Annotated in this window: 23 protein-coding genes; 16 read left to right on the top strand and 7 right to left on the bottom strand. The window is 68.8% G+C overall.

The annotated features are described in order from the left end of the window. The first annotated feature begins 248 nt into the window (after nt 1-248). From BWQ93_RS09490 to BWQ93_RS09470, 5 genes are read left to right on the top strand one after another with little or no spacing between them, the layout of a single operon-like run. Complete coding sequence (locus BWQ93_RS09490; protein ID WP_077030330.1) at nt 249-515, top strand: hypothetical protein; 267 nt, start codon at nt 249-251, stop codon at nt 513-515. Further along, complete coding sequence (locus BWQ93_RS09485; protein ID WP_077030329.1) at nt 515-946, top strand: periplasmic heavy metal sensor; 432 nt, start codon at nt 515-517, stop codon at nt 944-946. Before BWQ93_RS09490 ends, BWQ93_RS09485 begins: the two co-directional genes overlap by 1 nt. Continuing rightward, complete coding sequence (locus BWQ93_RS09480) at nt 943-1506, top strand: RNA polymerase sigma factor (protein WP_077030328.1); 564 nt, start codon at nt 943-945, stop codon at nt 1504-1506. Before BWQ93_RS09485 ends, BWQ93_RS09480 begins: the two co-directional genes overlap by 4 nt. Before the next feature lie 57 nt (nt 1507-1563). Continuing rightward, a complete protein-coding gene (locus tag BWQ93_RS09475) occupies nt 1564-3348 on the top strand; it encodes a copper resistance system multicopper oxidase (protein WP_077030327.1) in 1785 nt (594 codons plus the stop codon). Then, on the top strand, nt 3345-4322 hold the full coding sequence (locus BWQ93_RS09470; protein WP_077030326.1) for a copper resistance protein B: 978 nt from the start codon (nt 3345-3347) through the stop codon (nt 4320-4322). Before BWQ93_RS09475 ends, BWQ93_RS09470 begins: the two co-directional genes overlap by 4 nt. 88 nt (nt 4323-4410) lie before the next feature. On the opposite strand, the gene BWQ93_RS09465 is transcribed toward BWQ93_RS09470, so the two are convergent. Genes BWQ93_RS09465 through BWQ93_RS09455 form a run of 3 tightly spaced genes read right to left on the bottom strand, consistent with a single transcriptional unit; the run spans nt 4411 to nt 7192 of the window. After that, on the bottom strand, nt 4411-5775 hold the full coding sequence (locus tag BWQ93_RS09465; protein ID WP_077030325.1) for an SPOR domain-containing protein: 1365 nt from the start codon (nt 5773-5775) through the stop codon (nt 4411-4413). A gap of 20 nt (nt 5776-5795) precedes the next feature. Continuing rightward, nucleotides 5796-6455: a hypothetical protein gene (locus tag BWQ93_RS09460; RefSeq protein ID WP_077032306.1), complete on the bottom strand. Its 660-nt coding sequence runs from the start codon at nt 6453-6455 to the stop codon at nt 5796-5798. 14 nt (nt 6456-6469) lie between these two features. Then, the gene (locus BWQ93_RS09455; protein WP_077030324.1) at nt 6470-7192 is read right to left on the bottom strand and encodes a ParA family protein; all 723 of its coding nucleotides are present in this window, start codon (nt 7190-7192) and stop codon (nt 6470-6472) included. Between the two features lie 269 nt (nt 7193-7461). On the opposite strand from BWQ93_RS09455, the gene BWQ93_RS09450 reads away from it, so the two are divergent. Then, nucleotides 7462-8739 (top strand): SPOR domain-containing protein, encoded by a 1278-nt coding sequence (locus BWQ93_RS09450; protein ID WP_156878192.1) that lies wholly within the window; start codon nt 7462-7464, stop codon nt 8737-8739. 27 nt (nt 8740-8766) lie between these two features. Here the strand turns inward: BWQ93_RS09450 and BWQ93_RS09445 are convergent, their stop codons facing one another. From BWQ93_RS09445 to BWQ93_RS09430, 4 genes are read right to left on the bottom strand one after another with little or no spacing between them, the layout of a single operon-like run. Beyond that, on the bottom strand, nt 8767-9870 hold the full coding sequence (locus BWQ93_RS09445; protein ID WP_077030322.1) for a DNA alkylation repair protein: 1104 nt from the start codon (nt 9868-9870) through the stop codon (nt 8767-8769). Further along, a complete protein-coding gene (locus BWQ93_RS09440) occupies nt 9867-10058 on the bottom strand; it encodes a DUF4880 domain-containing protein (protein WP_077030321.1) in 192 nt (63 codons plus the stop codon). Before BWQ93_RS09440 ends, BWQ93_RS09445 begins: the two co-directional genes overlap by 4 nt. Before the next feature lie 51 nt (nt 10059-10109). Next, nucleotides 10110-10622 carry an RNA polymerase sigma factor gene (locus BWQ93_RS09435; RefSeq protein ID WP_077030320.1) on the bottom strand — a complete coding sequence of 171 codons (513 nt, stop codon included), beginning with the start codon at nt 10620-10622 and terminating at the stop codon, nt 10110-10112. Between the two features lie 3 nt (nt 10623-10625). Further along, nucleotides 10626-11321 carry a M23 family metallopeptidase gene (locus BWQ93_RS09430; RefSeq protein WP_232314782.1) on the bottom strand — a complete coding sequence of 232 codons (696 nt, stop codon included), beginning with the start codon at nt 11319-11321 and terminating at the stop codon, nt 10626-10628. 147 nt (nt 11322-11468) lie between these two features. Between BWQ93_RS09430 and BWQ93_RS09425 the strand changes: the two genes are divergently transcribed. Genes BWQ93_RS09425 through BWQ93_RS09380 form a run of 10 tightly spaced genes read left to right on the top strand, consistent with a single transcriptional unit; the run spans nt 11469 to nt 22502 of the window. Then, nucleotides 11469-12275, top strand: coding sequence for an aldolase/citrate lyase family protein (locus BWQ93_RS09425; RefSeq protein ID WP_232314781.1), 807 nt, complete (start codon nt 11469-11471; stop codon nt 12273-12275). Between the two features lie 5 nt (nt 12276-12280). Beyond that, nucleotides 12281-13108 carry an inositol monophosphatase family protein gene (locus BWQ93_RS09420; RefSeq protein WP_083720787.1) on the top strand — a complete coding sequence of 276 codons (828 nt, stop codon included), beginning with the start codon at nt 12281-12283 and terminating at the stop codon, nt 13106-13108. After that, nucleotides 13105-14955: an SLBB domain-containing protein gene (locus BWQ93_RS09415; RefSeq protein WP_083720785.1), complete on the top strand. Its 1851-nt coding sequence runs from the start codon at nt 13105-13107 to the stop codon at nt 14953-14955. Before BWQ93_RS09420 ends, BWQ93_RS09415 begins: the two co-directional genes overlap by 4 nt. Beyond that, nucleotides 14952-16046: a capsule biosynthesis protein gene (locus tag BWQ93_RS09410; RefSeq protein WP_077030316.1), complete on the top strand. Its 1095-nt coding sequence runs from the start codon at nt 14952-14954 to the stop codon at nt 16044-16046. Before BWQ93_RS09415 ends, BWQ93_RS09410 begins: the two co-directional genes overlap by 4 nt. Next, nucleotides 16043-17026 carry a glycosyltransferase family 2 protein gene (locus BWQ93_RS09405; RefSeq protein WP_077030315.1) on the top strand — a complete coding sequence of 328 codons (984 nt, stop codon included), beginning with the start codon at nt 16043-16045 and terminating at the stop codon, nt 17024-17026. Before BWQ93_RS09410 ends, BWQ93_RS09405 begins: the two co-directional genes overlap by 4 nt. Then, complete coding sequence (locus tag BWQ93_RS09400) at nt 17023-18327, top strand: hypothetical protein (protein ID WP_077030314.1); 1305 nt, start codon at nt 17023-17025, stop codon at nt 18325-18327. The genes BWQ93_RS09405 and BWQ93_RS09400 overlap by 4 nt, the downstream gene beginning before the upstream one ends. Continuing rightward, on the top strand, nt 18324-19352 hold the full coding sequence (locus BWQ93_RS09395; RefSeq protein ID WP_077030313.1) for an NAD-dependent epimerase/dehydratase family protein: 1029 nt from the start codon (nt 18324-18326) through the stop codon (nt 19350-19352). Before BWQ93_RS09400 ends, BWQ93_RS09395 begins: the two co-directional genes overlap by 4 nt. Beyond that, complete coding sequence (locus tag BWQ93_RS09390; protein WP_077030312.1) at nt 19340-21172, top strand: thiamine pyrophosphate-binding protein; 1833 nt, start codon at nt 19340-19342, stop codon at nt 21170-21172. Before BWQ93_RS09395 ends, BWQ93_RS09390 begins: the two co-directional genes overlap by 13 nt. Then, on the top strand, nt 21169-21591 hold the full coding sequence (locus BWQ93_RS09385) for a GtrA family protein (protein ID WP_232314780.1): 423 nt from the start codon (nt 21169-21171) through the stop codon (nt 21589-21591). The genes BWQ93_RS09390 and BWQ93_RS09385 overlap by 4 nt, the downstream gene beginning before the upstream one ends. Further along, on the top strand, nt 21588-22502 hold the full coding sequence (locus tag BWQ93_RS09380; RefSeq protein ID WP_077030311.1) for a class I SAM-dependent methyltransferase: 915 nt from the start codon (nt 21588-21590) through the stop codon (nt 22500-22502). Before BWQ93_RS09385 ends, BWQ93_RS09380 begins: the two co-directional genes overlap by 4 nt.

Below are 22502 nucleotides of genomic sequence, written 5' to 3'. Positions count from 1 at the left end.
CGTGGCGTTGGTGGCGGGGTGGAGGTCATCAGCCTTGCGTGCGCCAGCGCGGCGGTCGACGACGGGGCGAGCGCCGTGGCGGCAAGGACGGCGAGGGCGGGCTTCATCATATTGGGCTCCAATCGCAGGGTCGTGCTGCTAATACGCAGGGCGCGGCGGCGCCCCTCGCGCCCGGTTGGTGAAAAAGGGGATGAGGGGTCGTGCGCGCGGGCGCGTATGGGGCTGGTGAAAGGACCGGTGATCGGGCGATGGACGATGCGTTTCGAAAGTTGAATGCCGCGGCGCTGCCGCGGGCGCTGGACGCGCTCGACGACCGCGTGCTCGCCGGGCTGGCGGCGCGCAAGGCCGAGATGGCGGCGACGCGGCGGCTGATGGTGGTCGCAGCGTTGTTTTCGCTCGGCGGCGGGGTGGTGGCGGGCAGCGCGTTCGCGCCGCATGCGGTCGCTGCGAGCCCGCTCACCCCGCTAATTTCGGCGAGCCCGCTTGCGCCCTCGACTTTGCTGGACGCGCGCTGATGCGCCGGGTCGCGATTATCGGTTTCATGGCCTTCGTCGCGGCGCTTGCCGGCGTCTTCGCCGGCCGGCTGCTCGTCGATGCGCCGCGGCAGAGCGAGACCGAGCTCCACGCGCTGCTCCACCGCGAACTGACGCTGTCGGCGGATCAGGAAAAAAGGCTGGAGGCGATCGAGGCGCGCTTCGCGGGGCGCCGCGCGGCGCTGGAGGGCGAGATGCGCGCCGCGAACACCCGCCTTGCGCAGGCGATCGAGGCCGAGCATGGCTATGGCCCGCGCGTCACCGCGGCGATCGACGACACGCATATGGTGATGGGCGAATTGCAGAAGGAAACGCTGCGGCACCTGTTCGCGATGCGCAGCGTCCTCGATGCCGACCAGGCGGTGCTGTTCGACAAGCATGTGGTCAAGGCGCTGACCGCCGATGCGAGGTGACCGCCGCGCTGGCGCAGCTTGGCGACCGCGAGCTCGCGGCGCTCGCGCTTGCGGGCGGGCAGGACGCGTATCGCGAGTTGCTGGCACGCTACAAGGCGCCGGTCTTTCGCCTGATCCGCGCGCATGTCGGCGACGAGGGCGAGGCGATGGATCTGGTGCAGGAAAGCTTCGTTGCGGGTTTCGCCGCGCTCGCGCGCTACGACGGGGCGCGGCCGTTCCGCGTCTGGATCTCGCGCATCGCGCTCAACAAATGCCGCGACTGGGCGCGCCGCCGCAAGGTCCGCGCCTTTTTTGCGCGCGCGCTGCCGCTCGAAAGCGCCTATGACGTCGCGGGCGATGGCCCGGCGATCGACGTCGCGGCGAGCGACCGCGCCGAGCTGGCGCGGGTGCAACGCGCGATTTTGGACCTGCCGGCCAATCTGCGCGAAGTGATCATATTGCGCGGGGCCGAGGAGTTGAGCCAAGCCGAGACCTCGGAGATGCTGGGCGTCAGCGAAAAGACGGTCGAGACGCGCCTCTATCGTGCGCGCGCGAAACTCCGCGCGATTCTGGACGCGTAAGGGGTGCGCGCCGCGCGTGCGTATGCTCTTCGGATACAAGAGGAAGACGGGACTATCATGCGGATCGGTCGGCGGCACTTTATTGGCGCGGCAGCGGGCGGCGGCGCCGCGGCGGCGCTCGCCGCCTGGTTTCCCGCCTGGGCGCAGCCGGTGTCGGCCGGTCTCCGGTCGCAGCTGCCGACCGTGTCGGGCACGGACATCACGCTGCGCATCGCGCGCCAGACGATGCGCGTCGATGGCAAGGTCAGCCGCGCGATCGGGATCAACGGCACCGTCCCCGGGCCGCTCGTCCGGCTGAAGGAAGGCCAGCAGGCGCGGCTGACCGTGGTCAACGACCTCGACGAGGAAAGCTCGATCCACTGGCACGGGCTGATCCTGCCCTTTCACATGGACGGCGTGCCGGGGGTCAGCTTCCCGGGCATCAAGGCGCGCTCGACCTTCGTCTATGAATTTCCCGTCGTGCAGGCGGGGACCTATTGGTACCATAGCCATTCGGGGCTGCAGGAACAGATCGGCCATTATGGCCCGTTGATCATCGACCCCAGGGAAGCCGACCCCGTCGCCTACGACCGCGAGCATGTGATCGTGCTGTCGGACCACAGCCGCCTGTCGCCCGAGGCGATCTTTCGCAAGCTCAAGGTCAATCCGGGGCATTTCAACAGGCAGCGCCAGACGCTCCGCGGGCTGCTCGCGGGCGAGGACCAGGTGCTCAAGGAACGCGTGAAATGGGGCGAGATGCGGATGGACCCGACCGACGTCGCCGACGTCAACGGCTCGACCTACACCTTCCTGATCAACGGCCATGGCCCGCAAGACAATTGGACCGCGCTGTTCGCGCCGGGTGAGCGTGTGCGGCTGCGTATCGTCAACGCCTCGGCGATGTCGATCTTCAACGTCCGCATCCCGGGGCTCGGCATGACGATCGTGCAGGCCGACGGGCTCAACGTCGTGCCGCTGCCGGTCGACGAGTTCCAGATCGGGGTGGCCGAAACCTATGACGTGATCGTCACCCCCGCAGCGGACCGCGCGTACAGCTTCATTGCCGAGGTCAACGACCGCTCGGGCATGGCGCGCGCGACGCTGGCGCCGCGCGCGGGCATGACCGCCGAGGTTCCGCCGCTCCGCAAGCGCCCACTCGCGACGATGAAGGACATGGGCATGGGCGCCATGGCGGGCGGCGGCGACGCGGCCTGCGCGCCCGAGCATGCCGCAATGGGGCATTGCACGTCCGCCGCCGATGCGGGCGTCGACCATGCCGCGATGGGGCATGGTGCGGGCGGCATGGACCACAGCATGCGCGACTTCGACGTCGCGCCGCAGGTCAAGCGCGACCCCAGCGTCCAGACGATCTCGCCCATCCCCGTCGACCGCATGGGCGAGCCGGGGCAGGGGCTGGAGGATGTGGGGCACAAGGTGCTGACCTATCGCGACCTCGTCGCGCTCGAGCGCAACCCCGACGTCCGCGCGCCCGGCCGCTCGCTCGACATCCACCTGACGGGCAATATGGAGCGCTTCATGTGGTCGTTCGACGGCGTGAAGATGTCCGATCATCACGAGCCCATCCCCTTCATCGAGGGCGAGCGCGTGCGCGTGAACCTGATCAACGATTCGATGATGGTCCACCCGATCCACCTGCACGGCCATTTCTTCGAGCTGGTGACGGGCAAGGGCGACCGCGCGCCGCGCAAGCATACGGTGATCGTCCAGCCGGGCGGCATCGCGACCTTCGACTTCACCGCCGACGCGCTCGGCGACTGGGCGTTCCACTGCCACCTCCTCTATCACATGCACGCCGGCATGATGCGCGTCGTCAGCGTGCGGCCGAAGGGGGAGGCAGCATGATGCGCGCGGCATTGCTGTTCGCCGGGCTTTCGGCCTTCGCCTTCACGGTCCCCGCGGCGGCGCAGCATGGCGGGCATGGGGGGCATGGTGGCGCTCAGCCCGCGCCGATGCCCATGCCCGAAAAGTCGGCGCCCGACACGGCTTGCGCGCCCGAGCATGCCGCGATGGGGCATTGTACGCCCGCGCAGGAAAGTCCGGGAACCGCCACCGGCGCGGTCGGAACCGATCTCCCCGCCGGCGATGCCCCCGCGCCGCCGCCCCCGGCCGACTGGTACGCCGACCGTCTCTATCCCAAGGGCGAGATGGAGCATTCGCGCCACGCGATGATGCTGGAGAATGGCGCGCAGACCACCGCCGTCCTGAGCTTCAATCTCGCCGAATATCAGGCGCGCAAGGGGCGCGACGGCTATCGCTGGGACGCCGAGGGCTGGTACGGCGGCGACATCAACCGCGTGACTGTGAAGAGCGAGGGCGAGGGCAATTTCGGCGAAGCGATCGAAAGCGTCGAGACGCAATTGCTCTACAGCCGCGCGGTCGACGCCTATTTCAACCTGCAGGCGGGTGTCCGACAGGATCTGGGGCATGGGCCCGACCGGACCTATGCGACGATCGGCTTCGAGGGGCTCGCGCCATACTGGTTCGAGATCGAGGGTGCACTGTTCGTGTCAAACAAGGGCGATGTCAGCGCGCGGATCGAGGGATATTACGACCAGCGCATCACGCAGCAGTTGATCCTGCAGCCGATGGCCGAGTTCAATGTCGCGGCGCAGGATGTGCCTGCGCTCGGCGTCGGGTCGGGCCTCTCCGCCATGGAGCTCGGCCTTCGCCTCCGCTACGAGATCGTTAGGGAATTCGCGCCCTATGTCGGGGTCGAATGGGCGCGCAAATTCGGCGACACCGCACGCTTCGCGCGCGCCGTGGGCGAGGACAGGAGCAGCGTCAGCCTGGTGACGGGGGTGCGCGCCTGGTTCTGACGCGTGGTGCGGTTTCGGGCGGCCCAACAAAAAGGGGCGCGGCCCCCAGGCCACGCCCCATCTCTCCCGCAAGAAGCGGCGTATCTGCTTAGCGCGAAGCCAGCCGAACCGGCTTGGCGGCGGCGGCCCACTGGATGCTTTCGCTGCCGCCCATCTGGCGGACGAAGCACTGCTGGCCGTCGGCGCGCAATTCGCTGCACAGCCGCGCGGCGTCGGCCTGGCTCTTGATGCCGTTGACGGTCAGGCGATAGAAGGTGCGGCCCTTGACGTTCGCGGCGTGGCTCGACGCAGGCAGCGACGCGAGCTGGCCGTTCTTCTTCTTGAGCGAACCCCATTTTTCCTTGGCGATGCCCAGCGTGTCATAGGCACCGAGCTGAACCGCCCAGCCCGTGGGCTTCTTGGCGTCGAAGGCGGCGATCTGCGGTACGAATTTCGCCGCGAGGTCGCGCGCGGCTTCCGCGAAGGGCCGCGCGGCGGGTTCGGCGCGATAGGGCTTGGCCTCGGCCAGGATCACCGGCGCGGCGGCGGGCGAGGGCAGTTCGGTCACCGGGACGACGCCGTTCGCGTCGCGCTGCGGCATCGGCAGTTCGACCGTGCGGATCGCGGCTTCGCTCGCGACCGGCGGCGGCGGGGCGAAGGCATCGACCGGCGCCGGGTCGGCGCTGGCGAGTTGCACCGGTTCGGGTGCGGCGGCCATCTGGACGTCCGAGAAATTTGCGAGCGCGAGGCGCACCGGCATGCCGCCGTCGGCCTGCGCCTTGGCGCCGATCAGGCTGGCGACGCGCAGCGGCGCGCTCGGTTCCTGGGCGAGCTTCGACCATTCGGCCATGCGGCCTTCGAGCTTGGCGAGCGACAGGTCCTGCGAGGCCAGGATGCGCGCCTGGGCCCAGCGGCCCGACAGGGCATAGGCGAGCGCGAGATTCTGGCGCGTACGCGCGCTGGCGCCTTCGGCGCGCGCGGCTTCGGTCAGCACATAGATCGCCGATTCATGGTCGCCGGCGAGCGCCAGCGCCAGCCCGGTGTCGGAGGCGGGCAGCGTGTCGCGATATTGGTTGAGCAGCGCCATCGCGTCGCTCGTCTTGCCTTGCGCGATATTGGCGAGCGTCAGCGCGAGGACGGTGTTGCTGTCCTCGACGCCCAGCTCCATCGCCTCGCTCAGCGCGGCGCTCGCCGAAGCGAATCGGCCGTCGCCCAGATAGGCCTGGCCGAGCAGCGCGCGGTACGACCCGTCGCGCGGGCTGGCGGAGACCGCGGCTTCGGCGAGTGCGACGCCCTTGCTGGTCTTGCCGGCTTCGAGCGCGACGCGCGCCTTGTCGGCCGACTTGGCGGCGGTCTCGGGCTTGCCCAGCGCGTTCGACGGCGCGTTCGCCATCTTGCTCGTGCTGCAGCCGGTGGTGGTCAGGCCGAGCACGAAGCCCGACACGGCCAGTTTCATCAGCAGATTGCGGTTCATGGAAGGTCCCCCGTTCGGCTTCAGGATTGCATCGTCCGGCGCGCGGGCCGCGCCGCGGGCAGGCGGCTGGCCATCGCGTCGATCTCGGGCAGCGAAGCCAGGTAATCGTCGAGCAATTCGGTCAGGATCAGCTGCGACGAGCGGCCGGTCACCGCGCTCGCGAGGCGCAGGCGCAGATGGCGTTCGGCGTCGAGGCGCAGCGTGAAGGCGGCTTTCTCGCGAGCGCGGAGCGCGCGCGGAGCGCGCGGCGTCCTGGGCTCGGCGACCGTCTTTTCGGGGCGCGCCTCGACCTTTCGCGCGACCGCGGCGACGCGGTCGCTCAGCGATTCCTGCTGGCGCACGATCTCGGGAATCTCGACCGTTTCCGGTTCGAAATCGGCGGCGAGCGCGTCGGTCAGTTCGTGGCCGAAGCTGTCTTCGACCGCCTGTTCGGCCTCGACATTATGCTCGGGCACCGATCCCGCCAGCAGCGGTTTCAGGTCGACCATATGCGTCGGTTCGCTCGACTGCACCGGATCGACGTCATAGCCCATGTCGTTCCAGCCGAGGTCGTCGTAACCGACTTGGCCCACTGGCGCGGGGCCGCTGCCGAGCGGCTGGCGGCGCATGGCGGGGCGTGCGGCGCCCTTGCGGGCGAGCAAGCCGGCGCTCAGCGATGCGAGGGGTTTGGGTTCGCCCATGGCTTCCATCCCCCTTACTGGCCGGCGATGCGGCGGCCGAAGCCACCACCCATCGGGCGCACCGTGCCATAACCCGCCTGCGCCGGGATCGGCGACGAAAAGACGGTGCGGCGGAAATTCTTCTCGAGCCGGTCGTTCATATACGACCAGAGCTGGCGGATCTCTTCGGCCGAGCGGCCGTTGGGATCGACCTCCATCACCGTGCGGCCGTCGATCATCGACGCGGCATAATCGGTGCGGTGGTGGAGCGTGATCGGGGCGACGGTGCCGTGCTGCGACAGCGCGACCGCGGCTTCGCTGGTGATTTTCGCTTTGGGCGTTGCGCCGTTGACGACGAACACCAGCGGCTTGCCGGCGCGTTCGCACAGATCGACGGTGGCGCCGACGGCGCGAAGGTCGTGCGGCGAGGGGCGCGTCGGGACGACGATCAGCTCGGCGACCGAGATCACGCTCTGGATCGCCATGGTGATCGCCGGCGGCGTGTCGATGACTGCGAGCTTGAAGCCCTGCTGGCGCAGGATTTCGAGGTCGGATGCCAGACGCGCGACCGTGGTCTGCGCAAAGGCGGGAAGGTCGGTCTCGCGCTCGTTCCACCAATCGGCGAGCGAGCCTTGCGGGTCGATGTCGATCAATACGACCGGGCCGGCGCCGGCGAGCTGGGCCTGCACGGCGAGATGCCCCGACAGGGTGGTCTTCCCCGATCCGCCCTTTTGTGAAGCCAATGCCAAAACGCGCACAGCTGTCCCCCTGATGTGACTACAATCGGGTTCGAAATGCCATGCGGGCCCCTAAGATTGGGTTAACGATGCGAAAAAGAAGGTAAACGGATCGTGGGATTGCATGGTAAACGCGGGCTTAAGCAAAGTCTGTCCCGTTCCGGATCAAGATCGGCTTGGCGGCGGCGTCGCTAACGCGCTGTTAGCCAATTAGATTTAGAGCCGGGACGGGGACTGCTGCCGCACGCGGTCGGGTATCTGCGCGCGGCGCGCGTCAGTGGAGATTTTACATGCGTTTTTCCCGCACCATCATGGCCGTAGCCGCGCCTTTGCTGGCGGCACCCATGCTTGCCGCACCCGCGGTGGCGGCGCCCGCCGCGGCGACGCCGGCGCCCAGCGTCAAGGACGGCGTCGATGCCTGGGAAGGCGGCAATTACCAGCGCGCGGTCGCGATCTGGCGCCCGATTGCGCTCGCCGGCGACCCCGATGCGCAGTTCAACCTGGGCCAGGCCTACAAGCTCGGCCGCGGCGTTCCCGCCGACCTGGCGCAGGCCGAGGGCTGGTACCGCCGCGCCGCGAAGCAGGGGCATCTGCAGGCCGAGGATAATCTGGGGCTCGTGCTCTTCACCGCCAACCGCCGCGAAGAGTCGATGCCCTTCATCACTCGCTCGGCGGCGCGCGGCGAACCGCGCGCGCAATATGTGCTGGGCACCGCGCACTTCAACGGCGACCTCGCCGCGCAGGACTGGCCGCGCGCCTATGCGCTGACCAAGCGCGCAAGCGACGCCGGGCTCGGCATCGCCTCTGCGCGGCTCGTCCAGCTCGACAACCTCATCCCGCTCGACCAGCGCCAGGCGGGGCTCGCGATGATCCCCGAGATGGAAAAGAGCGAGCAGCGCGAACGCCTCGCCGCGGTCAACGCCGCCGCGCCGACCGCGCCGACGCCTGCGCCTTCGCCGGTGAAGACCGCAAGCCTGCCGGCTTCGGTCCCGGGTACCAGCTATACGCCACCGCCGGTGATCACCCCCGAGCGCGCGCCGCCGAAAGACCTCGTTGCTGCCAACGCGACCGCCGCCGCGACCGGGGCGATGACCGATGCCGCGAAGGCGATCGTGTCGCAGCCGCTGCGCGCGCCGTCGCAGCCGATCAAGCCGGTCGAACTTCCCGCCGCGACCCCGACGCCGAGCGCGCCGGGCACCAGCTACGCCGCGCCGCCTGAGAGCGGGGACATGCCGCCCGCTGCCGCTCCGCCGAAACCCGCGCCTGCGCCGGTCAAGGCCGCGCCGCAGCCCGCGCCGCCCGCCGCCGCCGCACCCGTGCGTACCGCGAGCGCCGACAAGTGGCGCGCGCAGCTCGGCGCCTTCTCGAACCAGGGCAATGCACGGAACTTGTGGGTGGCGCTCGAAAAGAAATATCCTGCGCTGGCCTCGAACCAGCCCTATCTGGTCCAGAGCGGCAAGCTCACGCGCCTGCAGGCGGGCGACTTCGCGACCAAGGGCGAGGCCGATAAATTCTGTGCGGCGGTCGGCTCGGCAAGCCAGCCGTGCGTGGTGATGAGCAACAAATAACCGCGCGGCGGGGCGAGTAAGCCCCGTTCAGGCCGGGAGCAGGTCGAAGGCCGTTTCGGCCATCGCCTCGCCGTTGACGATCAATTCGATGCGGTGGCGCCCCGGATGGTGGCGCCGCGTGCTGAAGTCGCGGATGGTCTGGCGGATCGACAGCGCGGCGGTCTCGCCTGCGGCCAGATCGAGCGCCTTCCATTTGAACACCTTGGCGGCGGTTTTGCCGCCCGCGCGGGCATAATGGATGCGATAGTCGATCACGAGCGGCTGCGTTGCCGCCGATGTCGAGGCGAGGTCGGCGGCGATCGCGATCTGCGCGCCCAGCCGCACCGTCGCCGGCTCGACAGCGAAGCGTCCGACCGCGACCTCGGCGCCATGGCCCACGCCGATAAGCGCCAGCGCGCGCGGGTCGCCCGCCTTGATCAGCGTGCGCAGCGCGTGGCGGACGATCCATTTGGTCGCCGGGTCGTCCTGCGGCCAGCCCGCCAGCCGATCGAGCAGCCAGTCGGGACGGTCCTTGGCGATGTCGTTAAGGTGGTTCGCGACCGATTTGCGGACATAGACGGCGGGGTCGGCCTTCAGCGCCTCGAGGATCGGCGCGCCGAGCGTCGGGTCGGCCTTGAGCGCGGGCACGCGCGCAGCCCAGGGTAGGCGCGGGCGACAGCCTTCGCTGGCGAGGCGGCGGACATGTTCGTCGTCGTTCGCGGTCCAGCGCTGCATCGCCGCCATCGTCCGTTCCGTGTCGGCGGCGAGGAAGGGCCGGATCGCGAATTCGGCGGTGCCATAGCGCGTGAGGTCGGCGAGCGCCGCCAATGATGCGTCGAAATCGGCCAGACCTTGCTGCGCGACATAGTCGGTGATCGCGACCGCCTGGAACCCGCCCGACAGCCGCGGCGCCATCGCGCGCAGGACATCGAGTGCGGCGGGATAGTCGGCGGGAAGCGCGGGGACGAGCGCGGCGGCGATATGGCGCACGCGCTCCATGATCGACAGCGTGTCGATCCCGTTGGAGGCCGCGGCGAGGAAGGTGGTGCGGTCGAAGCGTGGCGACGCCGACGTGCCGGCATCGGCAATCGCCGTCAGCGCTGCCGGTCCGAGCAGGTCTTTGAGCAGCGGCTGGGTGCCCGTATCGCTCACGGCGCCTTCGGCTTCAGCGCATCGGTCGCCCAATCGGCGCCGTCGATCGCGGCTTCGTAGGCGGCGAGATGCTTAGGGTCCGCTTCCAGCCAGGCAGTCAGCGCGTCCCAGTCGTCGAACGCGGGTTCGCCGACGCGGATCGCCCAATGCCGGGCGGCCTCGTTCAGCTCAGATGGATGCGTCGGCATTCCCCACTTCCCTGTTTCGACGGGATTTACCCCATGACGAAGCGGTGGGGCCTATTCCGCATCGAAACGCGCCTTTAGTTCGGCGAGCGCCCGATACGCCTTTTGCAGGTCCTTTTCGACCGAGCTCAGACTGATCCCCCATTCCGCCGCGATATCGGCCTGACCGACGCCGTCAAGCCGGTAGCGGCGAAAAATGGCATCGACGCGCGGGCCGAGCCCAGCAAGCGCCGCCTCGATCGCCGTCAGCTGCTCGCGCGCGACGAGCGCGCGCTCGCCGCCGGGGCGCTCGGCGGGGGCGTCGGCCAGGTCGTGCCAGTCCTGGTGCCTGCGGTCGCGGCTGGCGGCGGCGCGGCGTATGTCGCGGATCAGATTTTCGGCGGCGCGGAACAGATAGGACAAGGGCTCGCCGACGGGGCGGTCGGACAGCGTCCCCATCTTCTGCCACAGCTCGTGGAACAGATCCTCGGCCTCGTCGCCCGCGCCGCGTGCGGCGAGAAAGCGTATCAGCCGCCCGCGCTCTTGCTCCATCAGGGCCTGCAGGCCTGCCGAGGTGCCGCCGGACATTGCTCAGCGCGCCTGTGCGCCGCCGGGGAGGGCGGAGGTCGAGGGAATGGTCGCGGTGCGGCTGGCGAAGGCGGAGATGTGCGGCGCGGCGGGCGCCTGCACCGTCATGCTGCCTAGCGCGGGCGCGGGGATGCTGCCGCCGCCGAACCAGCCGAGCGGGTCGGTCGGGCGGCCGTTCAGCCGCACCTCGAAATGCAGGTGATTGCCCGTCGAGCGGCCGGTCGAGCCCATCAGCGCGATCGGCTGTTGCAGCGACACCGCCTGACCGCGCGCGACGAGGATTTGCGACAGATGCGCGTAGCGCGTCGCGAGCCCGCCGCCATGGTCGATCTCGACCATCCAGCCGTAACCGCCGGCCGGGCCCGCAAAGGCAACGCGGCCGGGGGCCGAGGCGAGGATCGGGGTGCCCGCGCCGCCGGGAATGTCGAGGCCGACGTGGGCGCGGCGCCCGCCGTGGATGGGGTCGGTGCGCATGCCGAAACCCGACGACAGGCGGATCAATCCCTTCAGGGCGGCCTGCTTGGCTCGCGGGTCGTGGATGACGATCGGGGGTGCGGGGACGGGCTCGGGCGCGGTCCATCCGGTCATAAGCTGCCCGCTGGTTTCGCCCGAGGGGAGAGCGGTTCCTTCGCCATAGGAGGCGCCGCCCAAGAGCGGGAGCAGCATCAGCGCGAGGGTCGGGCGAAGGGCCGGGGGCACGGGCATTTCCTGTAATGACGGAGCCGTCCGCGGCCACCCTTGGATCGGCAGGAGGAAATATTTTTCTGTCGAAATCGTTGCGGGAACGGCCCCCCTCATTCGTCTTTACCGATGACATCAGCCTTTTCATCGAAGGGAGACGCCCACATGAATGCCACCGAGAAGCGCATGCTCGACATGCTGAAGAAAGGCCGCGACCATTATGGGGTCGTCGCCGTCAAGGCCGAGTTCGAGGCCGAGGGCACACGCCCCGACGAGCTGCTCCGCCTGCTCGAACTGACCTGGCGCGCCGACCTGAAACTCGCGCTCAAGATCGGCGGCTGCGAGGCGGTGACCGACCTGCACGCGTCGAAGCTCTATGGTGCCGATTACATCATCGCGCCGATGGTCGAGACGCCTTATGCGCTGTCGAAATTCGTCGATGCCGGCCGCAAGGTCTATGGCGCCGACCGCGGCGACACCAACCTGCTGTTCAACCTCGAGACCGAGACCACGCTGCAGAATCTGGATGCGATGCTGCCGCTGGCGCGCGAGATCGACGGCATCGTCTTCGGGCGCGTCGATTTCACCTTGTCGCGCGGGATGGCGCGCGATGCGATCAACGACCGTGCGATCACCGATGCGGTGCTGGTCGCCGCGCAGGCCTGCGCAAGCCATGACCTCGAACTGGTCGTCGGCGGGTCGGTCGCGGTGGCGGCGGCCGATGCGCTCCGCGAAATCCGCAGCGTGCGGCTCGACCGCTTCGAGACGCGCAAGGTGGTGTTCGACGGCGCCGCGGTCGAGAGCGCGGGCTTTGAGGCCGGCGTGGCGAACGCTGTGGCCTTTGAGCTCGCCTGGCTGCAGAACAAGCGCGAATATTACAGCATCATCGCCGACGAGGACCTGACGCGCATCCGCATGATGGAAGAGCGCAGCAATGCCGCCAAGCGTCCGCGCCTGACGGTCGCGGCCTGACGCCGGTGCCGCTTCGCGAGCAGGTTTCGCTCCTCTTGCGCGAGGTCGCGGGCGATGTGGTGATGCCGCGTTTCCGCCTGCTCGCGCCCGAGGAGATCGACGAGAAGAGCCCCGGCGAGATCGTCACGATCGTCGACCGCGAAAGCGAAGCGCGATTGGCCGATGGTCTCGCCGCGCTCGGGCTCGGCGCGCGCATCGTCGGCGAGGAAGCGGCGGCGCGCGATCCGGGCCTGCTCGCGGATATCGGCAAAGGACTGGTGTGGCTGATCGACCCGCTCGACGGCACCGCCAATTTTGCCGAGGGACGCGCGCCCTTCGGGATGATGGTGGCGCTGGTCGAGGATGGCGAACCGCTGGGCGCGTGGATCTACGATCCGCTCGCGGGGCGGCTATGCCATACCGAGCGCGGCAAGGGCGCGACCTGCGACGGCGCCCCCGTCCGCGCCCGCACCGCGTCGCGCGAGCCCCCACGCGCGGCGCTCGGCACGCATTTCATGAGCGCGGAACGGCGCGCGCGCGTCCATGCCGCCGCGGGGTCGCTCGACGTTCACCCGGTGCCGCGCTGCGCCGCCGAAAGCTATCCGCGGCTGGTGCTGGGGCAGGACGATATCGCTTTGTTTCAGCGCATCCTGCCGTGGGACCATGCCGCGGGCGCTTTGTTCCTTACCGAGGCCGGGGGCAAGGCGACGCATTGGGACGGCCGCCCGTATCGCGTCGGCGGCAGCGGGCAGGGCATGCTCGCCGCCGCGACTCCCGATCTGTGGCAAGCCGCCGCCGACTTGTTGCTCGGCGCCGAGGCCGGGCTGGCCGAAATGGAAATATTGGACCGATGATGCCGAAGTGGAAGCCGTTTGCGGCGGGCGCCCTGGCGCTGCTCATGCTCACCCCCGTGTCGGCGCAGCTCGCCCCGCCCGTCGGCGGCGGCGCGATCGACAATGCCGCGAACCGCGGCGCGGCCGAGCAGATCGCGGTGCCGCCGGTCGAGATCGCGCCGGTCGAACCTGCGGTGATCGAGGCGCCCGCGCTCACGGACGCGCCCGTCGAGGCTTCGCGCCGTCCCGCGGCTCCTGTGGCTGCGGCCCCCAACGAATTCGAAACCTGGGTCTCGCGCATCGCGGGCAAGCCGCTGCGCCGCTTCGGCTCCGAATTGCTGACCCCGGCTTCGCGCGATTTCACCGCGCCGCCGACCACTGCGATCCCGCCCGATTATCGCCTCAACCCGGGCGACGAACTGCTGCTCGGCCTCACCGGGTCGGTGCAGGCGTCGGGCCTGCGCCTCGTCGTCGATGGCGAAGGGCGGATCTTCGTGCCGCGCGTCGGCGCGATCCGCGTCGGCGGCGTGCGCTACGGCGACCTCCATGGCGTGATCGAGCGCGAAGTGTCGCGCCAGTATCGCGGCTTCCATCTCGAGGTCGGCGTCGCGAAGCTGCACGGCATCACCGTCTACGTCACCGGCTTCGCGGCCCGCCCCGGCTCCTACACCGCGAGCAGCCTGTCGACTTTGGTCAATGTCGTGCTCGCGGCGGGTGGCCCCGCTTCGGGCGGCAGCTATCGCTCGATCCAGCTGCGCCGCAGCGGGCAGATCGTCTCCGACTTCGATCTCTATGATTTGCTGCTGAAGGGCGACAAGCGCGGCGACGCGATGCTGCAGAATGGCGACGTCATCCATGTCGCGCCGGTCGGCGCCGAGGTCGCGGTGATCGGCAGCGCCAACCGCGAGGCGATCTTCGAGCTCGCTCCGCAAGAGACGCTGACCGACGCAATCGTCTATGCCGGCGGCGTCAACAGCGTCGCCGACGACGGGCGGCTGATGCTGCTCAACGCGATCGCCCCCGACAGCGCGGGCTGGCGCGAGATTTCGGCGGCCGAGGCGGGCAGCCGCCAGGCGAAGCGCGGCGACGTCATCCGCCTGCTGTCGAACATCGGCATCGCGCGGCCGCTGCGCCAGCAGCCGGTGCTCGTCACGCTGAGCGGCGAGGTGCTCAAGCCCGGCCATTATTATGTCCAGCCCGGCACGCGCATGGCCGACGTCGTAGCGCAGGCGGGCGGGCTCACGAGCGAAGCTTTCCCCTATGCCAGCGTGATCACGCGCGAAAGCGTCAAGCACCAGCAGCGCCTGAGCTACGACCGCGCGATCGACGATGTCGAGCTGCTGCTCGCCGCGCAGCCGGTAACCTCGGTCCAGCGCGCGCAGCTCGTCCAGCCGGGCAATCTGGCGCTGATCGAGAATATCGTCGATCAGCTGCGCCGCCGCGAGCCCGACGGGCGGCTGGTCTTCGACCTGCCGGTCGACGCCGCGGCGTTGCCCGCCGACCTGATCCTCGAGAATAACGATGTCGTCCATGTGCCCGCGCGGCCGGTGACGGTCGGCGTGTTCGGCGCGGTGCCGAGCCCGGCGTCCTTTGCCTATCGCCCCGGCGCCACGGTCGGCGACTTCGTCACCTCGGCAGGCGGCATCCAGACGATCGGCGACAAGAGCGAGGTGTTCGTCGTGCGCGCCAACGGCACGGTGCTGGCGGGCGGCAAGAAGGCGCTGCGCGCGCCCGCGCTGCCCGGCGACCTGGTCTATGTCCCGATCGACGCCAATCGCGGCGAGTTCTGGGCGCGGCTGCGCGACATCACCGGGACGCTGTTCAGCGGGCTGGTCGGCGCGGCCTCGGTCGCGGCGCTCGCGAAATGAGCCGTGTCCTCGTTCTGGTCGCCGATCCGCGGTGGCGCCGCCGCGCCTATGCGATCGCCGCGCTGGTGCTCACGGTGCTCACCGTCTTTCCGCAGCCCTATGTCGCGCGCGCCAAGATCCTGCCGCAGGACAGCAACAGCATCGGACTGGGTTCGATGATGAACGCGCTCGGCGGGCAGCTCCAAGGCTTCGCCTCGCTGTTCGGCGGCGCCAAACAGCAGATCGACATGTATCTGGCGGTCGGGCGCAGCGATGAGGTCACCGGCGCGGTGATCAAGAAGCTGAAGCTCGCCGGGCCGGGCGCTTATGGCTCCGAACGGAGCGCGCGCGTCGCGCTGGCGAACAAGGTCGATGTTCATTCGCTGACCGGCGGGATGATCGAGATCGAGGTGCGCACGCGCGACGCCGACGAGGCCGAAAAACTCACCGGCGCCTATGTCGAGGCGATCAGCAACCGCATCGTCGCGCTGGGCAAGGACCGCGTCGAGCGCAAGCGCGCGGTGGTGATGCAGCGCTTCCGCGAGGCCGCCGACCGCGTCACCGCGACCGAAAATGCGCTGAACGAGTTCCGCCGCCGCAACCGGCTCGCGGAGCCGCAGGCCGAGCTCGGCTCGGCGCTGTCGGTGCGCGCGGGGCTGGAGGCGCAATTGCAGGCGAAGCAGGTCGAGCTTACGACGCTGCAGAAATTCCAGGGTCCCGAAAATCCGCAGCTGATGGCGGTGCAGTCGCAGGTCGCCTCGCTCCGTGCGCAGATCGCGCGCAGCGCGACCCCGGCGGCGGGCGCGGCGGGCCCCAATGTCGCGGGCCTCAGCGAAGTGTCGGGCGAATATCTCGACCGCTACCGCGACTATCGGTTCGCGCAGGCGCTCTACGAGGTTTATGCGCGCTCGTCCGAAGAGGTCGCGGTCGAAACGCTGGCGGGCGAGACCGCGTCGAGCGTGCAGGTACTCGAAGCGCCGCGGCTCGATGCCGACCGCAAGTACAACATCGCCGCACTGGCCTTGCTCGCGCTGGTGATCCTGGGCGCGGTGTTCACCGAAATCTATGCGCCCGCGACGGGTATCAGGCTGTTCGGGAAGCGTGCGGCATGACCGCGGAGGAGCCCGCGCCCGAGCTCTCGATCGTCATTCCCTGCTTCAACGAGGCGGAGAATGTCGCCGCGATCGTCGCCGCGGTGAATGCCGAGGCCGAACGCCATGTCGCGCGGCACGAGGTGATCCTGATCGACAATGGCTCGACCGACGGGACGCGTGCGATCATGCGCGAGCTCTGCGCCGCCGACCCGCGCGTGCGGGCGATCCTCAACAACCGCAATTACGGCCAGATGCGCTCGCCGACCTATGGGTTGTACCAGGCCGAGGGGCGCGCGGTGATCGGCATGTGCGCCGATTTCCAGGACCCGCCCGAGCTGATCGGCGCCTTTGTCGCGCAGTGGCGCGCGGGAGCCGAGGTCGTGCTGGGGCAGCGGCGCTCCGAGAAGGCGTCGCCGGTGCTGCGGCTGGCGCGGCATCTGGGTTACGGCTTCCTCGGCCGCTTCGGCGACTATCCGGTGATCCCCGGCGCGACGGGTTTCGGGCTGTTCGACCGCGCGGTGATCGACACGCTGGCGGCGTGGAACGAGCCCGAGCCCTTCTTTCGCGGCATGGTGGTCGAAAGCGGTTTCCGGCTGGCGCTGGTGCCCTTCGACCGGCCCGAGCGCGCGGCGGGGGAGAGCAAGAACGATTTTGCCGCGCTCGCCTCTTTCGCGCTGTCGGGGCTGGCGGGGTCGGCGAAGTCGCTGCTGCGGCTGCCGCTGTTCCTGTCGGTCTATGCGGGGCTTCTGGCCTTCGTCCTGCTTGCCGGCGGGACGATCGCCTGGCCGCTCGGCGGCCCGGTGTGGGCGCTGCTCGGGCTTGCGCTCGGCTTTGCGCTTTTCGCGGTGCTGCTGCTCTTCCTCGGACTGATCGGCGAGCAGGTGCGGATGCTCGGTGAGCGCAGCCGCAACGTGCCGCTGGTGATCGAGGAAGAACGGCTGGGTTTCCCCGCCGACCGCGCGCAGCCCGCGGCGCGCACGCTGATCCGCCGCCCGTGAGCGCGCCGCGCGTCCATCTGCTTCCGCTGGTCCCGGAAGCGCTGCTCGCGCTCGCCGTCGTGGTAAGCGCGGGATGGACGCTGCATGTGTTTCTCGACGTCGGTTACCTGCCGCAGCCCTTCGTGTTCGACACCAACGACACGTTCATGGACTGGTTCAACACCGCCTATTGGGCGAACAACCGCGGCATCTATGACGTGTGGCGGAGCATCTATCCGCCCTTGTCCTTCGTCTTCCTCGACGCGACGAGCTTGCCGGGCTGTTATCTGCAATCCTCCTTTTACGCGCGCGATTGCGATTGGCTGGCGCGCTCGACCATCTATGCCTTCTACGTGATCGACGTGGTGCTGGCGTGGATATGCTTCCGCCGCCTCGACCGCCGCACCGCGCCGATGCGCACGGTGGCGATCGCGCTCGGGCTGCCGATGCTGTTTACGCTCGAGCGCGGCAATCTGATCCTCGTCGCCTTCGCCTTCTTCATGATCGCGCACGGGCCGGTCACGGCGTCGAAGCCGTGGCGCTGGTTCGCGGCGGCGGTGACGATCAATTTCAAGCCCTATCTGGTGCTGCCGATGTTCGCCCACGCATTGAAGCGCGACTGGCGTACGCTGGAGATGGCAGGGCTCGCGACGATCGCGCTCTATCTGGTCACGCTCGCGCTTGTCGGGTCGGGCACGCCGATGGAGCTGGCGTCGAACACCGCCAACTGGGTCGTCTTCCAGGGCGGGCAAGTGTGGAACGAGGTCAATTATTCAACGAGTTACGCACCGCTCCTGATGTTTCGTACGCTCGACATCCCGCTGCTGCAGTTCGTGCCGTCGCGGCTTATCGAAACGATCGAGTTTCTGGTGCCGATCGTCATCCGCGCGGGCCAGCTGCTCGCGCTCGCGGCGCTGGCGGCGGCATGGCTCCAGCCCAAGGCGCTGCCCGCGCATCGCATCGCGGCAATCCTGCTCGGCGCCTATCTGGTGACGCAGTCGCCGGGCGGCTACACCCAGCTTTTCCTGATCTTCCTCGTGCTGATGGAGAAGTGGAAGGGCGCGGGACCGATCACTGCCATCGTTTGCGCCTATCTACTCTGCCTCGTCGGCGACTGGCCGCTGGCGACGGTGCTCGACGTCACCGGCACGAGCTGGCTCGGCGAGCGCACGGTCACTGCGAGCTTTGGCCTCACCGCGGGGCATTTCATCCGGCCGGGGCTGATCGTGATCATGGTCGGCGCGCTGTCGCTCGACAGCATCGCGCGGGTTGTCCACGCGCATCGCAGCGAGCAGCCGTCGCTGGGGCTGGTGCCGGCATGACGCTCGCCGAAGACCTGCTCGCCGAAGACCTGGCCGCGATCGACCGTCAGCTCGCGCCTTATTGGGCGGGGCTCAAGGGCGCGCGGATATTCATGACCGGCGGCACCGGTTTCATCGGGCGCTGGATGCTCGAAGCCTTGGCGGTCTCGGACTGCGATGCCGAGGTCGTGATCCTGAGCCGCGATCCCGCCGCCTTCGTCGCCAAGGCGCCGCATCTAGGCGAGCGATTCCAGTTCGTTGCGGGCGATGTCTGCGACTTCGTCGCGCCATCGGGCCGATTCACCCATGTCATCCATGCCGCGACCGATGCCAGCGCTTATCTCAACGCCAATGACCCGCGGCGGATGTTCGACACGATCGTGACCGGCACGCGCAAGGTGCTCGATCTGGCGGTCGAGCGCGGGGCGGGGCGGATGCTCGTCCTGAGTTCGGGCGCGGTTTATGGCGCGCAGCCGTGGGACGTGTCGCATGTCGCGGAGGAGTGGCCCGGCGGCCCCGATCCGCGCGATCCGAAATCGGCCTATGGCGAGGGCAAGCGCGCTGCCGAATTGCTTTGCGCGATTTACGGCCAGCAGTTCGGGCTCGACGTCGTGACGTCGCGCATTTTCGCTTTGCTCGGCCCCTTGCTGTCGCTCGACATCCATTTCGCCGCGGGCAATTTCATCCGCGACGCGATGGCGGGACGGGCGATCCGCATCGAGAGCGCAGGGACCGCCGTGCGCTCCTATCTCTACGCCGCCGACCTCGCGGCCTGGCTGTGGATGATGCTGCTCCGTGCGCCGCGCGGCGCGACGTGGAACATGGGGTCGGAGGAAGCCGTGTCGATCGCCGACCTCGCGCGCCGCACCGCCGCCGTGCTCGGCGGGCCCGGGGTCGAGGTGCTGGGGCGCGAGGACGCGGGGTGGAACCCCGGCCGCTACGTCCCCTCGACCGCGCGCGTCCGCGACCAGCTCGGCGTCGCGCCGACAATTTCCCTCGATGCGGCGATCCGCCGCACTGCAATCTTCAATGGATGGAAAAGATGAGCCAGATCAAGCTCTCCGACTGGGTCGCCCAGTATCTCGCCGACCGCGGCATCGCCGACGTCTTTATGCTGACCGGCGGGGGCGCGATGCACCTGAACCATTCGCTCGGCACGCATCCCGCGCTGACGACCACCTTCACGCATCATGAGCAGGCGCTGTCGATGGCTGCCGAGGCCTATTACCGCCTCACCAACCGGGTCGCGGTGGTCAACGTCACTTCGGGGCCCGGCGGCACCAACGCGATCACCGGCGTCTATGGCGCCTATGTCGACTCGATCGGAATGCTGGTGATTTCGGGGCAGGTGAAAACCGAGACGACGGTGCGCCACACCGGCCTGCCGCTGCGCCAATATGGCGACCAGGAGCTCGACATCGAGGAACTGGTGCGGCCGATCACCAAATATGTCACGATGGTCACCGACCCGCGCTCGATCCGCTATCATCTGGAAAAGGCGCTGTATCTCGCCACGAACGGCCGGCCGGGGCCCGTGTGGCTCGACATTCCACTCGACGTGCAGGCGGCGAAGATCGATCCCGAGGATTTGCTGGCTGGTTTCGACCCCGCCGAGCTCGACGAGCCTTGGAAACGCGCCGACCTCGATGTGGTCGCGGCCGAGATATTGGAACGCATCGCGAAAGCCGAGCGCCCCGTGGTGTTCGCGGGCAGCGGCGTGCGGCTGAGTGGCGCGCATGCCGAGTTCCTGACGCTTATCGAACGGCTGGGCGTGCCCGTTGTCACCGGCTGGAACGCGCATGACGCGCTGCGGACCGACCATCCGCTCAATTGCGGCAAGCCCGGCACCGTCGGCGACCGTGGCGGCAATATGGTGACGCAGAGCGCCGACCTGCTGCTCGTGCTCGGCAGCCGGCTCAACATCCGGCAGGTGAGCTACAACTGGAAGAGCTTCGCGCGCGAAGCGTACAAGATCTGGGTCGATATCGATCCCGTCGAACTCGCGAAGCCGACGGTTGTCCCCGACATGCCGGTCACCGCGGACCTTGCTGATCTGATCCCGGCGCTGCTGGCGCAGCCCTATGCCGGGCCGAGCGACGCGCAGCGCGAATGGCTCGGCTGGGCGCGCGGGCGCGTTGCCGCTTTCCCGGCGGTGCTGCCCGAATATCGGGGTCATGATGTGCTGGTGCATCCCTATGTCGCGATGGACGAGCTGTTCGCACAGCTGGGGGAGGACGATATCGTCGTCACCGGCAACGGCAGCGCCTGCGTCGTCGGCTTCCAGGCGGCGCAGCTCAAGCATGGCCAGCGACTGTGGACCAATTCGGGCTGCGCGACGATGGGTTACGACCTGCCCGCCGCCATCGGCGTCTGCGCTGCGACCAGGGGCGAGCGCCGCGTGATCGCGATCGCGGGCGACGGCAGCATCATGATGAACCTGCAGGAAATGCAGACGATCGCGGGCTATAATCTCCCCGTGAAGGTCATCCTGATCAACAACAGCGGTTATGTCTCGATCTTCCAGACGCAGCGCAATTTCTTCAACGGGCAGGAAGTCGGCGGCGGGCCGAAGAGCAATGTCACCTTCCCCGATTTTTCGAAGATCGCGACCGCCTTCGGCTTCGCTTACACCCGCGCGACAAACCATGCCGAACTCGGCGATGCCATTGCGGCGACGCTCGCCGCCGACGGCCCGGCCTTCTGCGAGATCATGGTCGACGAGCATGTCGGCTTCGCGCCCAAGCTCGGCGCGAAGCAGCATGCCGACGGGCGTATCACCTCGCCCGCGCTCGAGGATCTGTCGCCTTTCCTGCCGCGGGAGGAACTCGCGGCGAATATGCGCATCGCGCTGATGGACGAGGCATGAGCCAGATCATGACGGTGCGTTTCCTCCGCCTGGGCAAGCCGCTGCGCTTCCTGGCGGCGGGCGCGCTCAACACCGCCTTCGGGCTCGCCTTCTATCCGCTGCTCTTGTGGGCTGTGCCCGAATTTCGCACCCATTATCTGGTCGCGCTGGGCGTGGCGCAGATCGTCTGCCTCTGCTTCGCCTTCACGACCTACAAGCTCGGCGTGTTCCGCACGCGCGGCGATCTGCTGCGCGAATTCGGGACCTTTTCCAGCTTCTATGCCGTGAATTACGCCGCCAACTGGGCGGCGCTGCCCCTGCTCGTCGAGCTGGGCGGGGTGCCGCCGGCGATCGCGCAGATCGGCTTCACGCTCGTGCTGATCGTCGGCAGCTGGTTCTGGCACAGCCGCGTCACCTTTCGGGGTCATGGCGTGCGATGAGCGCGCCGGCCCTTAGAGACCGCGCCTGTCCGCTGTGCGGGTCGCACGACGCGCGCGAGGAAGTTGCGAGCGCGCCGCGCGCAGAGGCCTGTTCGTTCCGCGACCTGCACCCCTATTGGTACGGGATCGACCAGGAACGGCGCTTCTTTACCTATCATCGCTGCGCGCATTGCGAGCAGCTCTACAACCGCGACTTCTTCGACCAGCGCCAGCTGAGCGAGCTCTATTCGGCGATGTTGCCGAACATGGCGGTCGTCCCCGAAAGCGCGATCGTCGCGACCCAGCGCGGCTATTATGACGATGCCGCGCCGTCGGTGATCGCGGGCGGCGCCTATCTGGAGATCGGCCCCGACGTCGGGCATCTGGCGCGCGAGGCGGCGCGGCGCGGGCGCTTCCGCCATTTCTGGCTGTTCGAGCCCAATCGGGCGGTGCATGCCGAACTGCGCCGCGCCGTCGGCGCGATGCCGACGACGATCCAGCCCGACATGACCGACCTGTCGGCGGTGCCCGACGCCTCGGTCAGCCTCGCAGCGATGGTGCATGTGCTGGACCATCTGCTCGACCCCGCACCGATGCTGCGCGCGGTGCGGGCGAAGCTGCGGCAGGGCGGGGTGCTGATGATCGTCACGCACAATGAGCGCTCGGTGATGCGCCGCCTGCTCGGGCGCCGCTGGCCGGTCTTCTGCCTCCAGCATCCGCAGCTCTACAATCCGCGCACGATCGGGCGCCAGCTGCGCCAGGCGGGTTATGGCACGGTGCGTGTCAAGCGCAGCCGCAACGTCTTTCCGGTCGACTTCCTGGGGCGGCAGGCGCTGCAGGCGGCGGGGCTGCGCGAGGTCCGGCTGCCGCTGCCGCGCTGGCCAGTCGGTCTGCGGCTCGGCAATATGCTCACGCTCGCCAGCGCCGACTGA

This window comes from Sphingopyxis sp. QXT-31, from assembly GCF_001984035.1.
Lineage (GTDB): Bacteria > Pseudomonadota > Alphaproteobacteria > Sphingomonadales > Sphingomonadaceae > Sphingopyxis.
This window is presented reverse-complemented; position numbering and strand designations above follow the sequence as displayed.